The organism is Micromonospora sp. NPDC023814, assembly GCF_040639595.1.
Taxonomy (GTDB): Bacteria; Actinomycetota; Actinomycetes; order Mycobacteriales; family Micromonosporaceae; genus Micromonospora.
Window position 1 is genome coordinate 99,295 of record NZ_JBFAAF010000002.1, and the last position, 13,584, is coordinate 112,878.

The 13,584-nt window shown below is 74.8% G+C and carries 13 protein-coding genes and 1 pseudogene; 6 read left to right on the plus strand and 8 right to left on the minus strand.

The window, feature by feature from the left end; genetic code table 11:
• Positions 1-4 precede the first annotated feature (4 nt).
• Positions 5-616, plus strand: a complete 612-nt coding sequence (locus tag AB0G14_RS01595) for a Uma2 family endonuclease (protein ID WP_357692629.1) — start codon at positions 5-7, stop codon at positions 614-616.
• Here the strand turns inward: AB0G14_RS01595 and AB0G14_RS01600 are convergent.
• Complete coding sequence (locus AB0G14_RS01600) at positions 597-1,031, minus strand: ester cyclase (RefSeq protein WP_357692631.1); 435 nt, start codon at positions 1,029-1,031, stop codon at positions 597-599. The two genes, AB0G14_RS01595 and AB0G14_RS01600, sit on opposite strands and share 20 nt — an antisense overlap.
• 236 nt (positions 1,032-1,267) lie before the next feature.
• On the opposite strand from AB0G14_RS01600, the gene AB0G14_RS01605 reads away from it, so the two are divergent.
• Entirely contained in the window at positions 1,268-2,287 is a 1,020-nt protein-coding gene (locus AB0G14_RS01605; RefSeq protein WP_357692786.1) for a glutathione S-transferase C-terminal domain-containing protein, read from the plus strand.
• A gap of 69 nt (positions 2,288-2,356) precedes the next feature.
• Here the strand turns inward: AB0G14_RS01605 and AB0G14_RS01610 are convergent, their stop codons facing one another.
• The gene (locus AB0G14_RS01610; RefSeq protein ID WP_357692633.1) at positions 2,357-3,319 is read right to left on the minus strand and encodes a complex I subunit 1 family protein; all 963 of its coding nucleotides are present in this window, start codon (positions 3,317-3,319) and stop codon (positions 2,357-2,359) included.
• A 278-nt stretch (positions 3,320-3,597) separates the two neighbouring features.
• Positions 3,598-4,245, minus strand: a pseudogene (locus AB0G14_RS01615) (NADH-quinone oxidoreductase subunit C); the annotation flags it as partial.
• Positions 4,246-4,393: 148 nt separating this feature from the next.
• Between AB0G14_RS01615 and AB0G14_RS01620 the strand changes: the two are divergent.
• Positions 4,394-5,440 carry a glucose 1-dehydrogenase gene (locus tag AB0G14_RS01620; protein WP_357692635.1) on the plus strand — a complete coding sequence of 349 codons (1,047 nt, stop codon included), beginning with the start codon at positions 4,394-4,396 and terminating at the stop codon, positions 5,438-5,440.
• A 6-nt stretch (positions 5,441-5,446) separates the two neighbouring features.
• On the opposite strand, the gene AB0G14_RS01625 is transcribed toward AB0G14_RS01620, so the two are convergent.
• Positions 5,447-6,763, minus strand: coding sequence for a DUF2252 domain-containing protein (locus AB0G14_RS01625; protein ID WP_357692637.1), 1,317 nt, complete (start codon positions 6,761-6,763; stop codon positions 5,447-5,449).
• Between the two features lie 125 nt (positions 6,764-6,888).
• Positions 6,889-7,479 (minus strand): NADH-quinone oxidoreductase subunit B family protein, encoded by a 591-nt coding sequence (locus AB0G14_RS01630; protein WP_350711598.1) that lies wholly within the window; start codon positions 7,477-7,479, stop codon positions 6,889-6,891.
• A gap of 224 nt (positions 7,480-7,703) precedes the next feature.
• Here AB0G14_RS01630 and AB0G14_RS01635 point away from each other — a divergent pair, with 224 nt between their 5' ends.
• The 3 genes from AB0G14_RS01635 (at position 7,704) to AB0G14_RS01645 (ending at position 10,142) form a co-directional block, all read left to right on the plus strand.
• Positions 7,704-8,633 carry a hypothetical protein gene (locus tag AB0G14_RS01635; RefSeq protein WP_357692639.1) on the plus strand — a complete coding sequence of 310 codons (930 nt, stop codon included), beginning with the start codon at positions 7,704-7,706 and terminating at the stop codon, positions 8,631-8,633.
• A gap of 104 nt (positions 8,634-8,737) precedes the next feature.
• A complete protein-coding gene (locus AB0G14_RS01640; protein WP_357692641.1) occupies positions 8,738-9,277 on the plus strand; it encodes a SigE family RNA polymerase sigma factor in 540 nt (179 codons plus the stop codon).
• 1 nt (position 9,278) lies between these two features.
• Complete coding sequence (locus AB0G14_RS01645; RefSeq protein ID WP_357692643.1) at positions 9,279-10,142, plus strand: hypothetical protein; 864 nt, start codon at positions 9,279-9,281, stop codon at positions 10,140-10,142.
• 54 nt (positions 10,143-10,196) lie between these two features.
• Here AB0G14_RS01645 and AB0G14_RS01650 read toward each other — a convergent pair whose 3' ends face one another.
• The 3 genes from AB0G14_RS01650 to AB0G14_RS01660 are packed head-to-tail and all read right to left on the minus strand — an operon-like array spanning position 10,197 to position 13,557.
• Positions 10,197-11,705, minus strand: coding sequence for an aminotransferase class V-fold PLP-dependent enzyme (locus tag AB0G14_RS01650; protein WP_357692645.1), 1,509 nt, complete (start codon positions 11,703-11,705; stop codon positions 10,197-10,199).
• Positions 11,702-13,210, minus strand: coding sequence for an MFS transporter (locus AB0G14_RS01655; RefSeq protein WP_357692647.1), 1,509 nt, complete (start codon positions 13,208-13,210; stop codon positions 11,702-11,704). The genes AB0G14_RS01650 and AB0G14_RS01655 overlap by 4 nt, the downstream gene beginning before the upstream one ends.
• Positions 13,211-13,242: 32 nt before the next feature.
• Positions 13,243-13,557, minus strand: coding sequence for an MGMT family protein (locus tag AB0G14_RS01660; protein ID WP_350711609.1), 315 nt, complete (start codon positions 13,555-13,557; stop codon positions 13,243-13,245).
• Positions 13,558-13,584: the final 27 nt, after the last annotated feature.

Here is a 13,584-nt window from a genome sequence, read left to right on the forward strand (position 1 = left end):
TAGCGTGACCCTGGGGAGAACGACGCACCGGAAAGGGCTCGCCATGACCGCCGCGCTGCACGACGACTATCCGCCGCCGGGCGAGTGGACGGCCGACGATCTCGACCGCTTGCCTGACGACGGCCGCCGTCACGAACTCCTGGACGGCAACCCCATCATGTCGCCCTCCCCCACGCGACTCCACCAGTCGATCGCACTGATGCTCGGTGCGGCTCTTCAGGAGACCTGCCCGCCCGACCTCGACGTCACGCAGGGCGTCGAGGTGCGACTCTCCCGGACCCGGGCGTTCATCCCCGACGTGCTGGTCACCGAGCTGGACTCGGCCTCGCGCAACCCCTCGCACTACCGCCCGCACGAGGTGATGCTGGTGGTCGAGATCGTCTCGGAGGGGTCGCGGAGCATCGACCGGGTGCTCAAGCCCGCGCTCTACGCCGAGGCGGACATCCCCTACTTCTGGCGGATCGAGACCGAGTCGGGGATCGTCGTGCACACCCACAAGCTCGACCCGGCGAAGCGCGTCTACGTCGAGCAGGCCCGGATGACCGACGGCATCCTGGTTCCGGAGCCGTGGGAGATCGACATCCCGCTCAGCAGGATCATGCCGAGGTCCCGCTGATCCCACCCGCGGCGGGCGGGAGCATCTCGACGCCGAGCTGCTGGAGGAGTTGGAACAGCTCGTTGCAGCTCCACACGTCGACGATCCGGCCGGCGTCGTCGAAGCGCAGGAAACTCGCCCCCGAGTAGCTGACGACCTGTCCGGTCGGCGGCACCGGCCCGAACCGGCCGACCTGGGTGCCGGCTGCCCGCCAGTGCACCGCCACCCGGTCCCCGGCGGCCACCACGTCCACGATCTTGTAGCGCAGGTCGGGAAAGGCGGCGCGGCGTTCCCGGTGCCACGCGAGCGTCGCCTCCGGGCCGTCGCCGCCCAGCCCCGGGCACTCCGGCGCGATCAGCTCGTACGCCGACTCCTCCCGCGCGGCGTTCCACACGTCGGCGATGAAGCGCCGGGCCGTCGCCTCCACATCGGTCATCGCGGCAGCGTAACCGCCGGCCGCGCGGCCCGACCCGGACGCCGGCCGTGCCGGGAGGAGCCCGCGGGCGCAGCGGGCTGGCGCTCGGTGCGCCGGCGAAGGGTTGGCGCTCGGTGCGCCGGCGGGCGACGGAACCGCCATGATGGGACGAGCGACAGGCGACGGCGGAGGGAGCGGGCGTGGGCGACACCACCGAGGGCCGCAGCGGCGGCACGGCCAGCGGCGACGAGGTGCTGATGCGGACCGGCGGCAGGTACGTCGAGCCGGGCGGCGAGTTCACCCGGGACCAGCGTTACATCGCCACCCGGATCACCGCCGACGGCCGGGACGGCTGGCCGGTGCAGTCCGGCCGGTACCGGCTGGCCGTCAGCCGCGCCTGCCCGTGGGCGAACCGGCTGATCATCGTCCGGCGGCTGCTCGGGCTGGAGGACGCGATCTCGATGGCGGTGGCCGGCCCGACCCACGACAAGCGGAGCTGGACGTTCGACCTGGACCCGGGCGGGCGCGACCCGGTGCTCGGCATCGAGCGGCTGGCGGAGGCGTACTTCGCGCGGTTCCCCGGCTACGAGCGCGGCATCACCGTGCCGGCGATCGTGGACGTGCCGACCGGGCAGGTGGTCACCAACGACTTCGGGCAGATGAGCCTCGACCTGTCCACCGAGTGGACGGCGTACCACCGGGCGGGCGCGCCCGAGCTGTACCCGGAGCGGCTGCGCGACGAGATCGACGAGCTGAGCGCGATCCTGTTCCGGGATGTCAACAACGGCGTCTACCGGTGCGGCTTCGCCGGCGACCAGGGGGCGTACGAGAAGGCGTACCACCGGCTCTTCGACCGGCTGGACTGGCTGAGCGACCGGCTGGCCGGGCAGCGCTACCTGGTCGGCGACACCATCACCGAGGCCGACGTGCGGCTGTTCACCACGCTGGTCCGCTTCGACCCGGTCTACCACGGCCACTTCAAGTGCAACCGGAGCAAGCTGACCGAGATGCCGGTGCTCTGGGCGTACGCCCGGGACCTGTTCCAGACCCCCGGCTTCGGCGACACGGTGGACTTCGACCACATCAAGCGGCACTACTACGAGGTGCACCGCGACATCAACCCGACCGGGGTGGTGCCGCTCGGCCCTGACCTGGGGAACTGGCTCACCCCGCACGGCCGGGAGGCCCTCGGTGGTCGCCCCTTCGGCAACGGCACCCCGCCCCCGCCGCCCCCGCCGGCGGAACGGGTCGACCCCGCCCACACCCCGCTGCGCTGAGCCGGCACCCGGCCGAGGTGTAAGGAAGGGGCCCTTCCTATACCGAATACGTTAGGAAGGTGCCCTTCCTTACAGCGCGACGCGGACGGCGGCGGTCAGGACGAGCTGGCCCAGGGAGACGGGGACCAGGATGAGCCAGCAGAGGCGCTGGAGCTGGTCCTCGCGCAGGCGGGGGTAGGACACCCGGAGCCAGATGATCACGAACGAGACGGCGAAGACCTTCAGCAGGGTCCACAGCCAGCCGAGCTGCGCATCGGCGAACGGCCCCTGCCAGCCGCCGAGGAAGAGCACGGTGGTGAGCGCCGCGATCACCACGATGCCGACGTACTCGGCGAGCAGGAAGAAGGCGAACCGCAGGCCCGTGTACTCGGTCATGTAGCCGAAGACCAGCTCCGAGTCGGCGATCGGCATGTCGAACGGCGGGCGGCGGATCTCGGCGAGCCCGGCGAGGAAGAAGACGACCATGGCGGGGGCCTGCCAGAGCAGCCACCACGGCTGCCACGCCGCCACGATCCCGGAGAGGCTCAGCGTGCCGGCGGCCATCGCCACCGACGCGGCGGCCAGCACCAGCGGCAGCTCGTAGCCGAGCAGCTGGGCCGCCCCGCGCAGCCCGCCGAGCAGGCTGTACTTGTTGGCCGACGCCCACGCCGACATCAGCACCGCCAGCACGCCCACCCCGACGACGGCCAGCACGAAGAACAGGCCGATGTCGAGCGGCTGCCCGACCAGGTCGTCCGGGCCGAGCGGGATCACCAGCAGGACCAGCAGGTAGGGCACGAGCGCCACCGCCGGAGCGAGCCGGAAGACCGCCCGGTCCGCCTCCCGGGGCGTGACGTCCTCCTTCTGCACGAACTTCACGCCGTCGGCGACCAGCTGGGCCCAGCCGTGGAAGCCGCCCGCGTACATCGGGCCGAGCCGACCCTGCATGTGCGCCATCACCTTGTGCTCGGCCTGGCCGACCAGCAGCGGCAGCGTCAGGAAGGCGACGAGCACGCCACCCACCCGGATCACCAGCTCCAACCACAGCGGCATCAGGGCGTACCTCCGTCGTCGGCCCGCTCGGTCGCGGCCGGCCCCTGCCCGGACGGCCGGTCGGCCGGCGGTCCGGAGCGGGCGGCCCCCTCGCCGCGACCGCCGGGCGCACCCGGCAGTGGACCGGCGTCCGCGGCGGTCGGGCCGGCTGCCCCCGGACCGTCGGCAGCGGTCTGGTCGGCCGGCGCCGGAGCCTCGGCGGTCGGGTCGGCCGGCGCCGGACCGCCGGCGGGCCGGGCGGTACGGGCCGGACGGGCCCCCGGGGCCGGCCGGGCGGGCCGCTCCCGGGCCGGGCGGGCCGGGACGCCGCCGCGCGGGCCCTCGCCGGCACCGCCCGCGCCGGCCGGCGTCGGCGTCGTCCCCCACTCCCCCGGCGCGGGCACGCCCGGCGGGCGGACCGGTCGGCGCCCGCCCCCGGCCTCGGACTCGCCCGGTTCCTTGGCGCCCGGCCACGGCTTGGCCACCCGCGAGGCGAGCACGAACTCCTTGCGCAGCGGATGACCCTCGAACTCGGGCGGCAGCAGCAGCGGCGCCAGCCCGGCGTGGCCGGGGAAGTCGATGCCGAACATCTCGTGCGTCTCCCGCTCGTGCCAGGCGGCGCCCGGGTAGACGTCGACCACCGAGGCGACGGCCGGCGCCTCGCGGGGCACGCGGGTGCGCAGCAGGAGGCCGTGCCGGTGGGTGGTGGACCAGAGGTGCGCCACCACGTCGAAGCCGCCGGCCAGCTCGTCGACGGCGGAGAGCCAGTCGAAGAAGTCGCAGGCCAGTTCCGCGTCGTCGCGGGCCGCGCGGAGCGCGTCCGGCCAGGTCGCCGGGGGTACGTCGACGGTGGCGCGGGCGTGCGCCTGACCGCCGGAGACCGACGGGGTGGCCTCGGCGGGCGCGAGCAGCGCGACCATCCGCTGGCCGACCTCTTCCGGAGTCATGCCGCTGATCCTAGGGCCTCTTCCGCGGGGCCCGCCGGAGCGAGCCGAGGCCCCCGGGCGGCGGACGGCCCCGGCCGGTCCCGCCGATTCGCGGGCGATCTGGCCGCTTTGCCCGGCGGCGGGCTGGCCGGCGGGGAAAGATGAGGCCGTGCGTGCTGTGACTGTCACCCCTGGTGTCGCCGACTCCCTGCGGCTGGTGGAGGACCATCCCGAGCCGTCGCCCGAGGAGGGCTCGATCCTGGTCGAGGCGCTGTCGGTCGGGATCTGCGGCACCGACCACGAGATCATCGCGGGCGAGTACGGCGAGGCGCCCCCCGGTACGGACCGGCTGGTGCTGGGGCACGAGTCGCTGGGCCGGGTGCTGGAGGACCCGTCCGGCACCCTGCAGCCCGGCGACCTGGTGGCCGGCATCGTGCGGCGCCCCGACCCGGTGCCCTGCCCGAACTGTGCGGTCGGCGAGTGGGACATGTGCCGCAACGGGCAGTTCACCGAGCACGGCATCAAGGCGCTGCCCGGCTTCGCCCGGGACCGGTGGCGGGTGCAACCCCGGTTCGCCGTCGGGCTGGACCGGGCGCTCGCCCCGGTCGGCATGCTGCTGGAGCCGACCAGTGTGGTCGCGAAGGCGTGGGACCACATCGAGCGGATCGGCGCCCGCGCGAAGTGGCAGCCGCAGATCGTGCTGGTCACGGGGGCCGGGCCGATCGGCCTGCTGGCCGCGTTGCTGGCCACGCAGCGCGGGCTCGCCGTGCACGTGCTGGACCGCAGCACCACCGGGCCGAAGCCGGAGCTGGTCCGGGCGCTCGGGGCGACCTACCACACCGGGCCGGTCAGCGAACTGGACTTCGCACCGGACGTGGTGCTGGAGTGCACCGGGGCGCCGGTCGTCGTCCTGGACGTGATGTGCCAGGCCGGGCCGACCGGCATCGTCTGCCTGACCGGGGTGTCCAGCGGCGGGCGGACCATCGACTTCGACGCCGGGGCGCTCAACCGCGCCCTGGTGCTGGAGAACAACGTGGTGTTCGGGTCGGTGAACGCCAACCGGCGGCACTGGGACCTGGCCGCCGAGGCGCTGACCCGCGCCGACCAGTCGTGGCTCAGCTCGCTGATCACCCGCCGCGTGCCGGTGGAGGCGTACGCCGAGGCGTACACCTCCGAACCGGACGACATCAAGGTGGTGCTGGAGTTCGCCTCCTGACACCGCTCAGAGGCCGGGCAGCCGGCCGTTGCGGAACAGGTCGACGAAGAGCTGGTGGTCCTGCCGGGCCCGCACCCCGTACGCGTGGGCGAAGTCGACGAGGTGTGCGACGAAACCCGCCTCGTCGGCGTCCACCGCCGCCACGATGGCCTCCTCGGTGGAGTAGTCCACCAGGTCGTGGCTCGACTCGTCGTCGGCGACCGAGTGCATCCGGGCGACCGCCCGGCCCAGGTCGGCCAGCACCCCGGCCAGTTCCTCCGGCTCGTTCACGTCGGCCCAGTCGAGGTCGGCCGCGTACGGGGAGACCTCGGCGACGAGCTGGCCGACCCCGTCCAGCTCGGTGAAGCCCAGCCACGGGTCGGCGTGCGCCTGGAGCGCCCGCTGCGACTCGGCGGTGCGGTGCCCCTGGTGCTGGAAGTAGCCCGCGATCGACTCGTCGGCGATGTGCCGGGCGACCGCCGGCACCTGGGCCTGCTTCATGTAGATGACGACGTCGTTCTCCAGCGCCTGGGTGTGCCCCTCCAGCAACAGGTTGTACGACGGCAGCCCGGCCGAGCCGATGCCCACCCCCTTGCGCAGCACCACGTCCTTGATGTGTGCCGCCACCGGGCGCAGCCGGGCCGAGGAGACCGGCAACGTGCCGAGGTAGTGCTCGAACGCGGCGCACACCTTCGCCCGGGTCTCGCCGTCGACCTCGAAGACGCCGTCGCCGAGGGAGAACCGCCGCTCGTAGTTGTCGATGGTGGTCTGCGTGGCGAGCAGGTCGACCCGGGTGTTGAGCCGGGCCTGCTGGAGCACCCGGCGCAGCACCCCGTCGGCGTTGTCCAGGGTGATCGAGCCGATCGCGTCGTCGCCGCCGGCGGCGATGGCCCGCAGCTCCGTCAGGTACGACCCGGCGAAGCCGGCGACCAGGTCGCTGATCGCCCGGTCGGAGAGCGCCTTGGCGTAGCCGAGCAGGGCCACGCTGGCCGCCAGGCGCTTCAGGTCCCAGCTGAACGGCCCGACGTACGCCTCGTCGAAGTCGTTGACGTTGAACACGAGCTGTCCGGAGGCGTTCATGTACGTGCCGAAGTTCTCCGCGTGCAGGTCGCCGTGGATCCACACCCGGCTGGTCCGCTCGTCAAGGAACCGGTCGTCGGCGAAGGCGCCGAGCTGGTCGGCGTAGAACAGCGAGGCGCTGCCCCGGTAGAAGGCGAACGGCGACGCGGCCATCTTGCGGAACTTGCGCCGGAAGGCGGCCGGGTCGAGCGCCATCGACTCGCCGAACTCCTCGGTGAGCACGTGGACGATGTGGGCGGAACGCTGGTCCGCGGACTGGCTCATGGTGCGCAGGCTAGCCCCCGCCGACCACCCGGGGGTGTCGTCCGACCGACCGGCCCTTCCCGACCCGACGGCCGGGGTCGGCGCGGGTGGGCACACGGCCGGGGTCGGCGCGGACCGTACGCGCCTCAGCGGGTGGGCGGGCGAACCGGCGGGGCGGTCAGCGACTCCGCCGAGCGCGGGACCGCGCCGGTGGACCCGGCGTCGGCGGGCGGGGCGTCGACCGGCGCGGCCAGCGCGTCCGGCCGGGGCACCCCGCCGATCCCGGACTGCTCGGCGGCGATCTTCTCCTGGAGGCGCAGGATGCCGTGCAGCAGCGCCTCTGGCCGGGGCGGGCAGCCGGGCACGTAGACGTCGACCGGGATGAGCTGGTCGACGCCCTTGGTCACCGAGTAGGAGTCCCAGTAGGGGCCGCCGCAGTTGGAGCAGGCGCCGAACGAGATCACGTACTTCGGCTCGGGCATCTGGTCGTAGAGCCGCTTGATCGCGGGGGCCATCTTGTCGGTGACCGTCCCGGAGACGACCATGAGGTCGGCCTGCCGGGGGCCGTGCGCGAACGGGATCACGCCGAGCCGCATGAAGTCGTGCCGGCCCATGCTGGTGGCGATGAACTCGATCGCGCAGCAGGCCAGGCCGAAGTTGAAGACCCAGAGCGAGTAGCGGCGGCCCCAGTTCAGCACGAACCGGATCGGCTCGCCGAGCACTCCCGGCACCTGCACGACCGCCCCCTTCCCCGAGCCCCGCCACCAGTCAACCACAGCCCCCGGGCCCGCCGACCGGTCGCTCGGTCCGCGCGACTTCGGCCGCCCCACTGTCGGCTAGGCGACGTCAGTTCGTGTTCGTCCGGCCGCAACCGTTCCCGGGGGTGACAGGTGTCTTGCCCGTAACACCGCCCGACGGCGAGGGCCGCGGGCGGAACCACGGGGAACTGGAGGACACGGACATGGCACGTACCATCGCCCGTCGGCTCGCCGCCGGCGTTCTGGGCGCGGGGCTCGCCCTGCTCGGCACGGCGGTGCCCGCCGCGCAGGCCGCAGCCGTGCCCGCCGACACGTCGGTGTCGGTCGGCCGGCTGGTGCTCGAACCGACCGATCGTGGGTACGCCGGCAGCCTGCCGGTGACCGTCACCTACCGGGGTGCCCAGGCGGGCACCCTCAACCTGACCGTCACCGAGCCGGTGCCGGGCGCCTTCGCCGGGCTCACCCCGGCGGAGCCGTGCTTCTCCGGCAGCCCGAACCCGGTGCGCACGATCTACTGCCTGGTTCCCGGCGGAGACCTCCAGCCGGGTGAGCGCCGAGAGTTCACCGTCGACTTCCGGGTGTCGACCACCCTGCGCGACCACGCCATGTCCGCCCCGTCGGGCCGGGTGGCGGTCGAGACCGGGGACGCCAACCCGACCAACGACAGCAGCGAGTTCAGCACGCTGTTCCGCTCCACCACCGGCTCGCTGCGCGACCCCCAGCCGTACGTCTGGGACACCCTGACGGACGCGTCGCTGGCGGTGGGGGCGGCGACCCTGACCCGGCAGGAGGACGGGAGTTGGCGGGGTCGGCTGCCGGTGACCGTGCGGGTCGCGGGCGACGCCGCGCACGACGCGTACTGGCTGGAGCCGAAGCTGCCGGCCGGGGTCAGCCTCGCCGGCATCGAGCCGGAGGAGACCTGCGCCGGCGCCTGCACCGTGCCCGGCGGGCGGTTCCTGCCGGGTGAGGAGCGCACCGTGTCGCTGCTGCTCCGCGCGCCCGCGGAGGTCGCCCCGGGCGACCTGGGCACGGGCTCGGTGCGGCTGTACGCCGTCTTCGGCTGGGACGGCGAGCGGCTCGACGTCGACCCGGCCGACAACACCGCCGCGTTCACCGTCACCGCCGCCGACTGAAGACAATGACGCAGACCGATGCGCGGCCGTGGGTGACCCCACGGCCGCGCACCACCCCTCCGCCACGCGGGACGGAGCGACCGACGATCGAGGTGAGGGCCGCGGTGGTGGAGGATGCCGGTCCCGGCTTCGACGACGTCTACCGCCACCACTTCCAGCCGCTGGTGGTGCAGTTGTACGCGTTCGTCGGCGACATGGGCGAGGCCCAGGACCTGGTGCAGGAGGCGTTCAGCCGGGCGTGGCCGCGCTGGCACCGGATCGCCCGCTACGACGACCCGGTGGCCTGGGTCCGCCGGGTCGCCTGGAACGCGGGCGTCAGCCGGTGGCGCCGGCTGCGAACGGCCCGGCTGTTCCACCAGCGCCAGCGGCTGGAGGCGGTGGACGGACCGGGCCCGGACCGGGTCGCGCTCGCCACCGCGCTCCGTACGCTGCCGGCCCAGCAGCGACGCGCGGTGGTGCTGTACTACCTGGCCGAACTGACTGTCGGCGAGATCGCCGAGGACTGCGCGGTGGCCCCCGGGACGGTCAAGTCCTGGCTGCACCGCGCCCGCACGACACTCGCCGCCAGCCTCTCCGACAACGGCCCGGAGCATCCGGACGGCAGCCGCCCGGCGGCACCCCCGACCCGAAGGACGGTGGACTGAGATGGACCAGCGGGACCTGGGTCCCGACCGGCTGGCGGGCGCCTTCGCCGAACTGCGCTCGGCCAGTCTGCGTCAGGTCACCGACCCTGATCCGGACGAGCCGCGCCGCCGGGCGTACCGCCGGCTGCGCAACCGGACCGCCGTCCCGGCGGTGGCGACGGCGGTCGTCCTGCTGGCCGGCGCGGTGGGGCTGGCCGGGAGCGCGGTCCGTCTGCCGCCCGCACCCGTGACGGCGACCGACCCCACCGACCTTCCCTCCGCCCGGCCCTCGACCGGATCGGCCCCGCCCGAGCCGTCACCGTCCAGCCCGCCCGCAGCCCCGAGCGGCACCCCCTCGGCGACACCGAGCCGCACGGCGACGCCGGCGCCGACCACCGGCGCGCCGGCCCCGTCCGGGCCCCGCCCCGGCGGCACGCCGTCGGCGACCTCGGCCCGGTACGTCGACCTGTCGATCGACGCCCCGCGCGCCCTCACCCTGCAACCGTCCGGCGGCACCTACGCCGGCTGGCTCGACGTCACCATGGCCAACGCCGGCACCCGCGCCTACGACAGCGGGGACCTGATCGTGGTGCTGCCGGTGGAGGCGACAATCAACCTCGACGGCACCGGCATCGGCGGCTGCTTCCACCAGGGCCAGAACGACGACACGAAGACGATGTTCTGCACGGGTGACAGCCAGATCCCGGCGGGCGGCTCCCGGTCGTACCGGTTCCGCGTGCGGGTGGACGTCGCGCCGGGCGGGCCGGCGCGCACACTCGCCGGCTTCGCGCTGACCGTCCGGGCGAACGTGGGGGGCGCCTTCCCCGCCGACCGCACCCCCGCCGACAACACCGCTCCGACCGACCTCAGGCTGCCCGCCGCGTGACCCGACCGCGCCCGGTAGGAGGTGACCGGCGGCGGCACGGGGCGCCGCCGCCGGTCACCAGGCGGGGCGTTGCAGCAGGCCGACGAACTCCACCAGCAGCCGTTCCCGCAGCGCGGGCGGCGCGGCGTTCAGCAGCGTGTTCACCACCGCCGTCCGCCCCGGCACCGGGCCCGCCGGGGCGTCCGCACCGGTCGGGGCCAGGTCGCCCAGACCCAGCCCTGCGGCCAGTCCGGCGATCAGGTCCGGGGTGAGCGCGTCGGGGGTCAGCGTGGTGGCGAGGGCGAGCAGCTCGCCGGGGAGCGCGACCGGCCCGGCCGCCCGGGCGGCGGCCACCGCGTCGGCCAGGGCCGGGCCGAACTCGGCCACCCGGGGCGCCACCGCGGCGGTCACGGTCAGGTGCACGCTCGGCGGCAGGTCGGCGTACGCGAGCTGGGGCTGGGTGTGCCAGCCCCGGGCGGTCAGCTCGTCGACCAGCACGAAGAGGTCCAGCCCCGGGTCGGTGGCGGTGAGGCAGACGACGGTCGACTCCGGCTCGGCCATCAGCCGCAGCCCGTCGACCGCGCGGACGGCGTCGGCCAGCCCGGCCACGGCGTCCCGCGTCGCCGCCGCGAGCCGCAGGTAGCCGTCGTCGCCTAGGTGGCGCAGGGTGGCGTACGCGGCGGCGATCGGGCCGCCGGAGCGGGTCGAGGCGATGACCGGGTTGACCATCGTGTAGCCGGGCCAGTCCGCGTACGCGAAGTACTGCGGGGCGCGCAGCGCCGGGTCGCGGTGCAGCAGCACCGACACGCCCTTCGGGGCGTACGCGTACTTGTGCAGGTCGACCGAGATCGAGGTGACCCCGGGGACGGCGAAGTCGAACGGCGGTACGGGCGCCCCGAGCCGGCGCAGGTACGGCAGGGTCCAGCCGCCGAAGCAGGCGTCAACGTGGCAGCGCACCCCGGCCTCGGCGGCCACCCCGGCGATCTCGGTGACCGGGTCGACGACGCCGTGCGCGTACGAGGGGGCGGAGCAGGCCACGAGGACGGTCTCCGGGCCGATGGCGGCGGCCACGTCGGCGGCGGCGGGCCGGAGCGTGGCCGCCGACACGGGCACCGGGTCCAGCGCGACCCGCAGGTAGTGCGCCGCCTTGGCGAACGCGGCGTGCGCGCTGGCCGGCACCACGATCCGGGGCGCGGCGATCTCCGGATGGGCGTCCCGGGCGGCCTTCACGGCCAGGATCAGCGACTCCGTCCCGCCGCTGGTGACGCTGCCGACGGCGTCCGGCGCGGCGCCGCCCGGGCCGCCGCCGAGCAGTCGGGCCGCCGCGCCGACCAGCGCGTTCTCCATCGCCAGCAGCGACGGGAAGGCGGTCGGGTCGAGCCCGTTGACGTGCGCGCTCCCGGCGTGCGCGGCGGCGGCCAGCTCGTCCAGCCCCGGCACCGCCGGGTCGTAGACGTACGCGAAGAGCCGCCCCCCGTGCGTGGGCCGGTCAGCGCCCCGCAGCGCCCGCAGCTCGGCCAGCACCCGCTCGGCGGGCACCCCGCTCCCGGGCAGCGCGCTCCGGCCCGGCCTCTCGTCGATCATGGAGTCGTGGTGCCCTTTCCGTGGGGTTCAGCGGCATTCGTCCCCACCCCGACCGGATCGACGGCGGGGCGGGAGGCGGCCTGGATCTGGGCTCGGGCCTCGGCTTCGGCGAGGCGGGCGGGGGTGAGGTCGTAGGGGCGGAGGAAGAGGACGGCCAGGGCCACCAGGAGTGCGGGGAGGACGGTGAAGCCGAGCAGGATGCCGAGGCGGGCGCCGTCGGACTGGGCGGCGGCCGTGCCGGTGTCGGAGGAGACGTAGCCGCTGAGCTGGAGCACGAGGCCGAAGATGCCCGGACCGAGGGCCAGCCCGAGGGTCTCCCCCGCCGTCCAGAGGCCGGTGAACACGCCGGCCTGCCGCCGGCCGGTGCGCGCCGTGTCGTACGCGATGCAGTCCGGGAGCATGGCGAGGGCGAAGACCTGCTGGCCCGCGTACCCGACGCCGACCAGGGCGACCAGGAGGTAGACCGCCGCCCCCGGCAGCACCGGCGCGGCGACCAGGGCCAGCGCGCCCGCCGCGAAGATCAGCGACGCGGCGACCAGGGCGCTCGGCTTGCCGACCCGCGCGCCGACCCGGGTCCAGAGCGGCATCACCAGCAGCGCCGGCCCGACGAAGCAGGCGAACAGGACGGTCGGCCCGCCCTCGGGGTCGCGCAGGATCTGGTCGGCGAAGTAGTTGACCCCGGCGAGGATCGTGGCCACCCCGGCGGACTGCACCACGAAGCAGACCAGCAACGCCCGGAACGGCCGGTTGCGCCCGGCGACGGCGAGTTGGGCGCGCAACGTCGGCTCGCTCGCCCCCACCGTGCCCTCGGGGGCGGACCGGGTGCCGAGGAACGCACCGAGCGCGCCGGCCACGATCAGCCCGGCGACGAAGAGCCCCATCCAACGGTGCCCCGCAACGCCACCGCCGCCCGCGTCGCGCACCAGCGGGGCCACCGCCCCGGAGACGAGGATGGCCAGCGCCAGCACCGCGATCCGCCAGCTCATCAGCCGGGTACGTTCCGCGTAGTCGCCGGTCAGCTCGGCCGGCATCGCCACGTACGGCACCTGGAAGAAGGCGAACGCGGTGGCGGTGGCGAGGAAGGCGACGGCGACGTACGCCCCGGCGGCCGGCCCGGCCCCGAACGGCGCGGCGAAGATGGCGGCGAAGAGCACGCCGAGCGCCACCCCGGCGCCCAGCAGGTACGGCCGGCGGGCGCCCCAGCGCGACCGGGTGCGGTCGGAGATGCGGCCGGCGACCGGGTTGACCAGCACGTCCCACGCCTTCGGCAGGAGCACCAGCAGGGCGGCCGCGCCCGCCGCGACCCCGAGGGTGTCGGTCAGGTAGGGCAGCAGGAGCAGCCCGGGCACGGTGCCGAACGCGCCGGTGGCCAGCGAACCGAGCGCGTACCCCGCGTGCACCCGACGCGGCAGCCCACCCGGCGCGGGCGGGCCGGCGGCCGTCGGCACCGGGACGGCCGGCGCGGCGGCGCCCGGCGAGCCGGCTCCACCCGGCGGCGCGTCCATGGGGCCGAATGTTACTCATGTTATGGCGTTGGTCACATCCCCTCTTCCGGGGACCAGCCCGCCGCCCGCATGTCCACCCCGTCGCCGCGCAGCGGCGTGCCCTCGGCGCGCAGCCGGGCCCGCGCCTCCCGCTCGTGACCGGGCGGCAGGCGGCCGGCCGCGTTCACCACCCGGTGCCAGGGCACCCCGCCGCCGTGCCGGGCCATGATCGAGCCGACCAGCCGGGCCGACGCCCGTCCCGAGCGCTCGGCCAGCGCGTCGGCGACCGCCCCGTACGACATCACCCGGCCGGGCGGGATCCGCTCGACCAGTTCCAGCACCGCCTCGACGTACTCGTCAGGTCTCACGACCCGCCACGATATGAGAACGCGACG

What these genes read in the sequence shown, in the direction of transcription:
- AB0G14_RS01600 (WP_357692631.1), bottom strand. Translation starts at nt 1,031, where the DNA reads ATGACCGATGTGGAGGCGACGGCCCGGCGCTTCATCGCCGACGTGTGG.
- AB0G14_RS01605 (WP_357692786.1), top strand. Translation starts at nt 1,268, where the DNA reads ATGCGGACCGGCGGCAGGTACGTCGAGCCGGGCGGCGAGTTCACCCGG.
- AB0G14_RS01610 (WP_357692633.1), bottom strand. Translation starts at nt 3,319, where the DNA reads ATGCCGCTGTGGTTGGAGCTGGTGATCCGGGTGGGTGGCGTGCTCGTC.
- AB0G14_RS01625 (WP_357692637.1), bottom strand. Translation starts at nt 6,763, where the DNA reads ATGAGCCAGTCCGCGGACCAGCGTTCCGCCCACATCGTCCACGTGCTC.
- AB0G14_RS01635 (WP_357692639.1), top strand. Translation starts at nt 7,704, where the DNA reads ATGGCACGTACCATCGCCCGTCGGCTCGCCGCCGGCGTTCTGGGCGCG.
- AB0G14_RS01645 (WP_357692643.1), top strand. Translation starts at nt 9,279, where the DNA reads ATGGACCAGCGGGACCTGGGTCCCGACCGGCTGGCGGGCGCCTTCGCC.
- AB0G14_RS01650 (WP_357692645.1), bottom strand. Translation starts at nt 11,705, where the DNA reads ATGATCGACGAGAGGCCGGGCCGGAGCGCGCTGCCCGGGAGCGGGGTG.
- AB0G14_RS01655 (WP_357692647.1), bottom strand. Translation starts at nt 13,210, where the DNA reads ATGGACGCGCCGCCGGGTGGAGCCGGCTCGCCGGGCGCCGCCGCGCCG.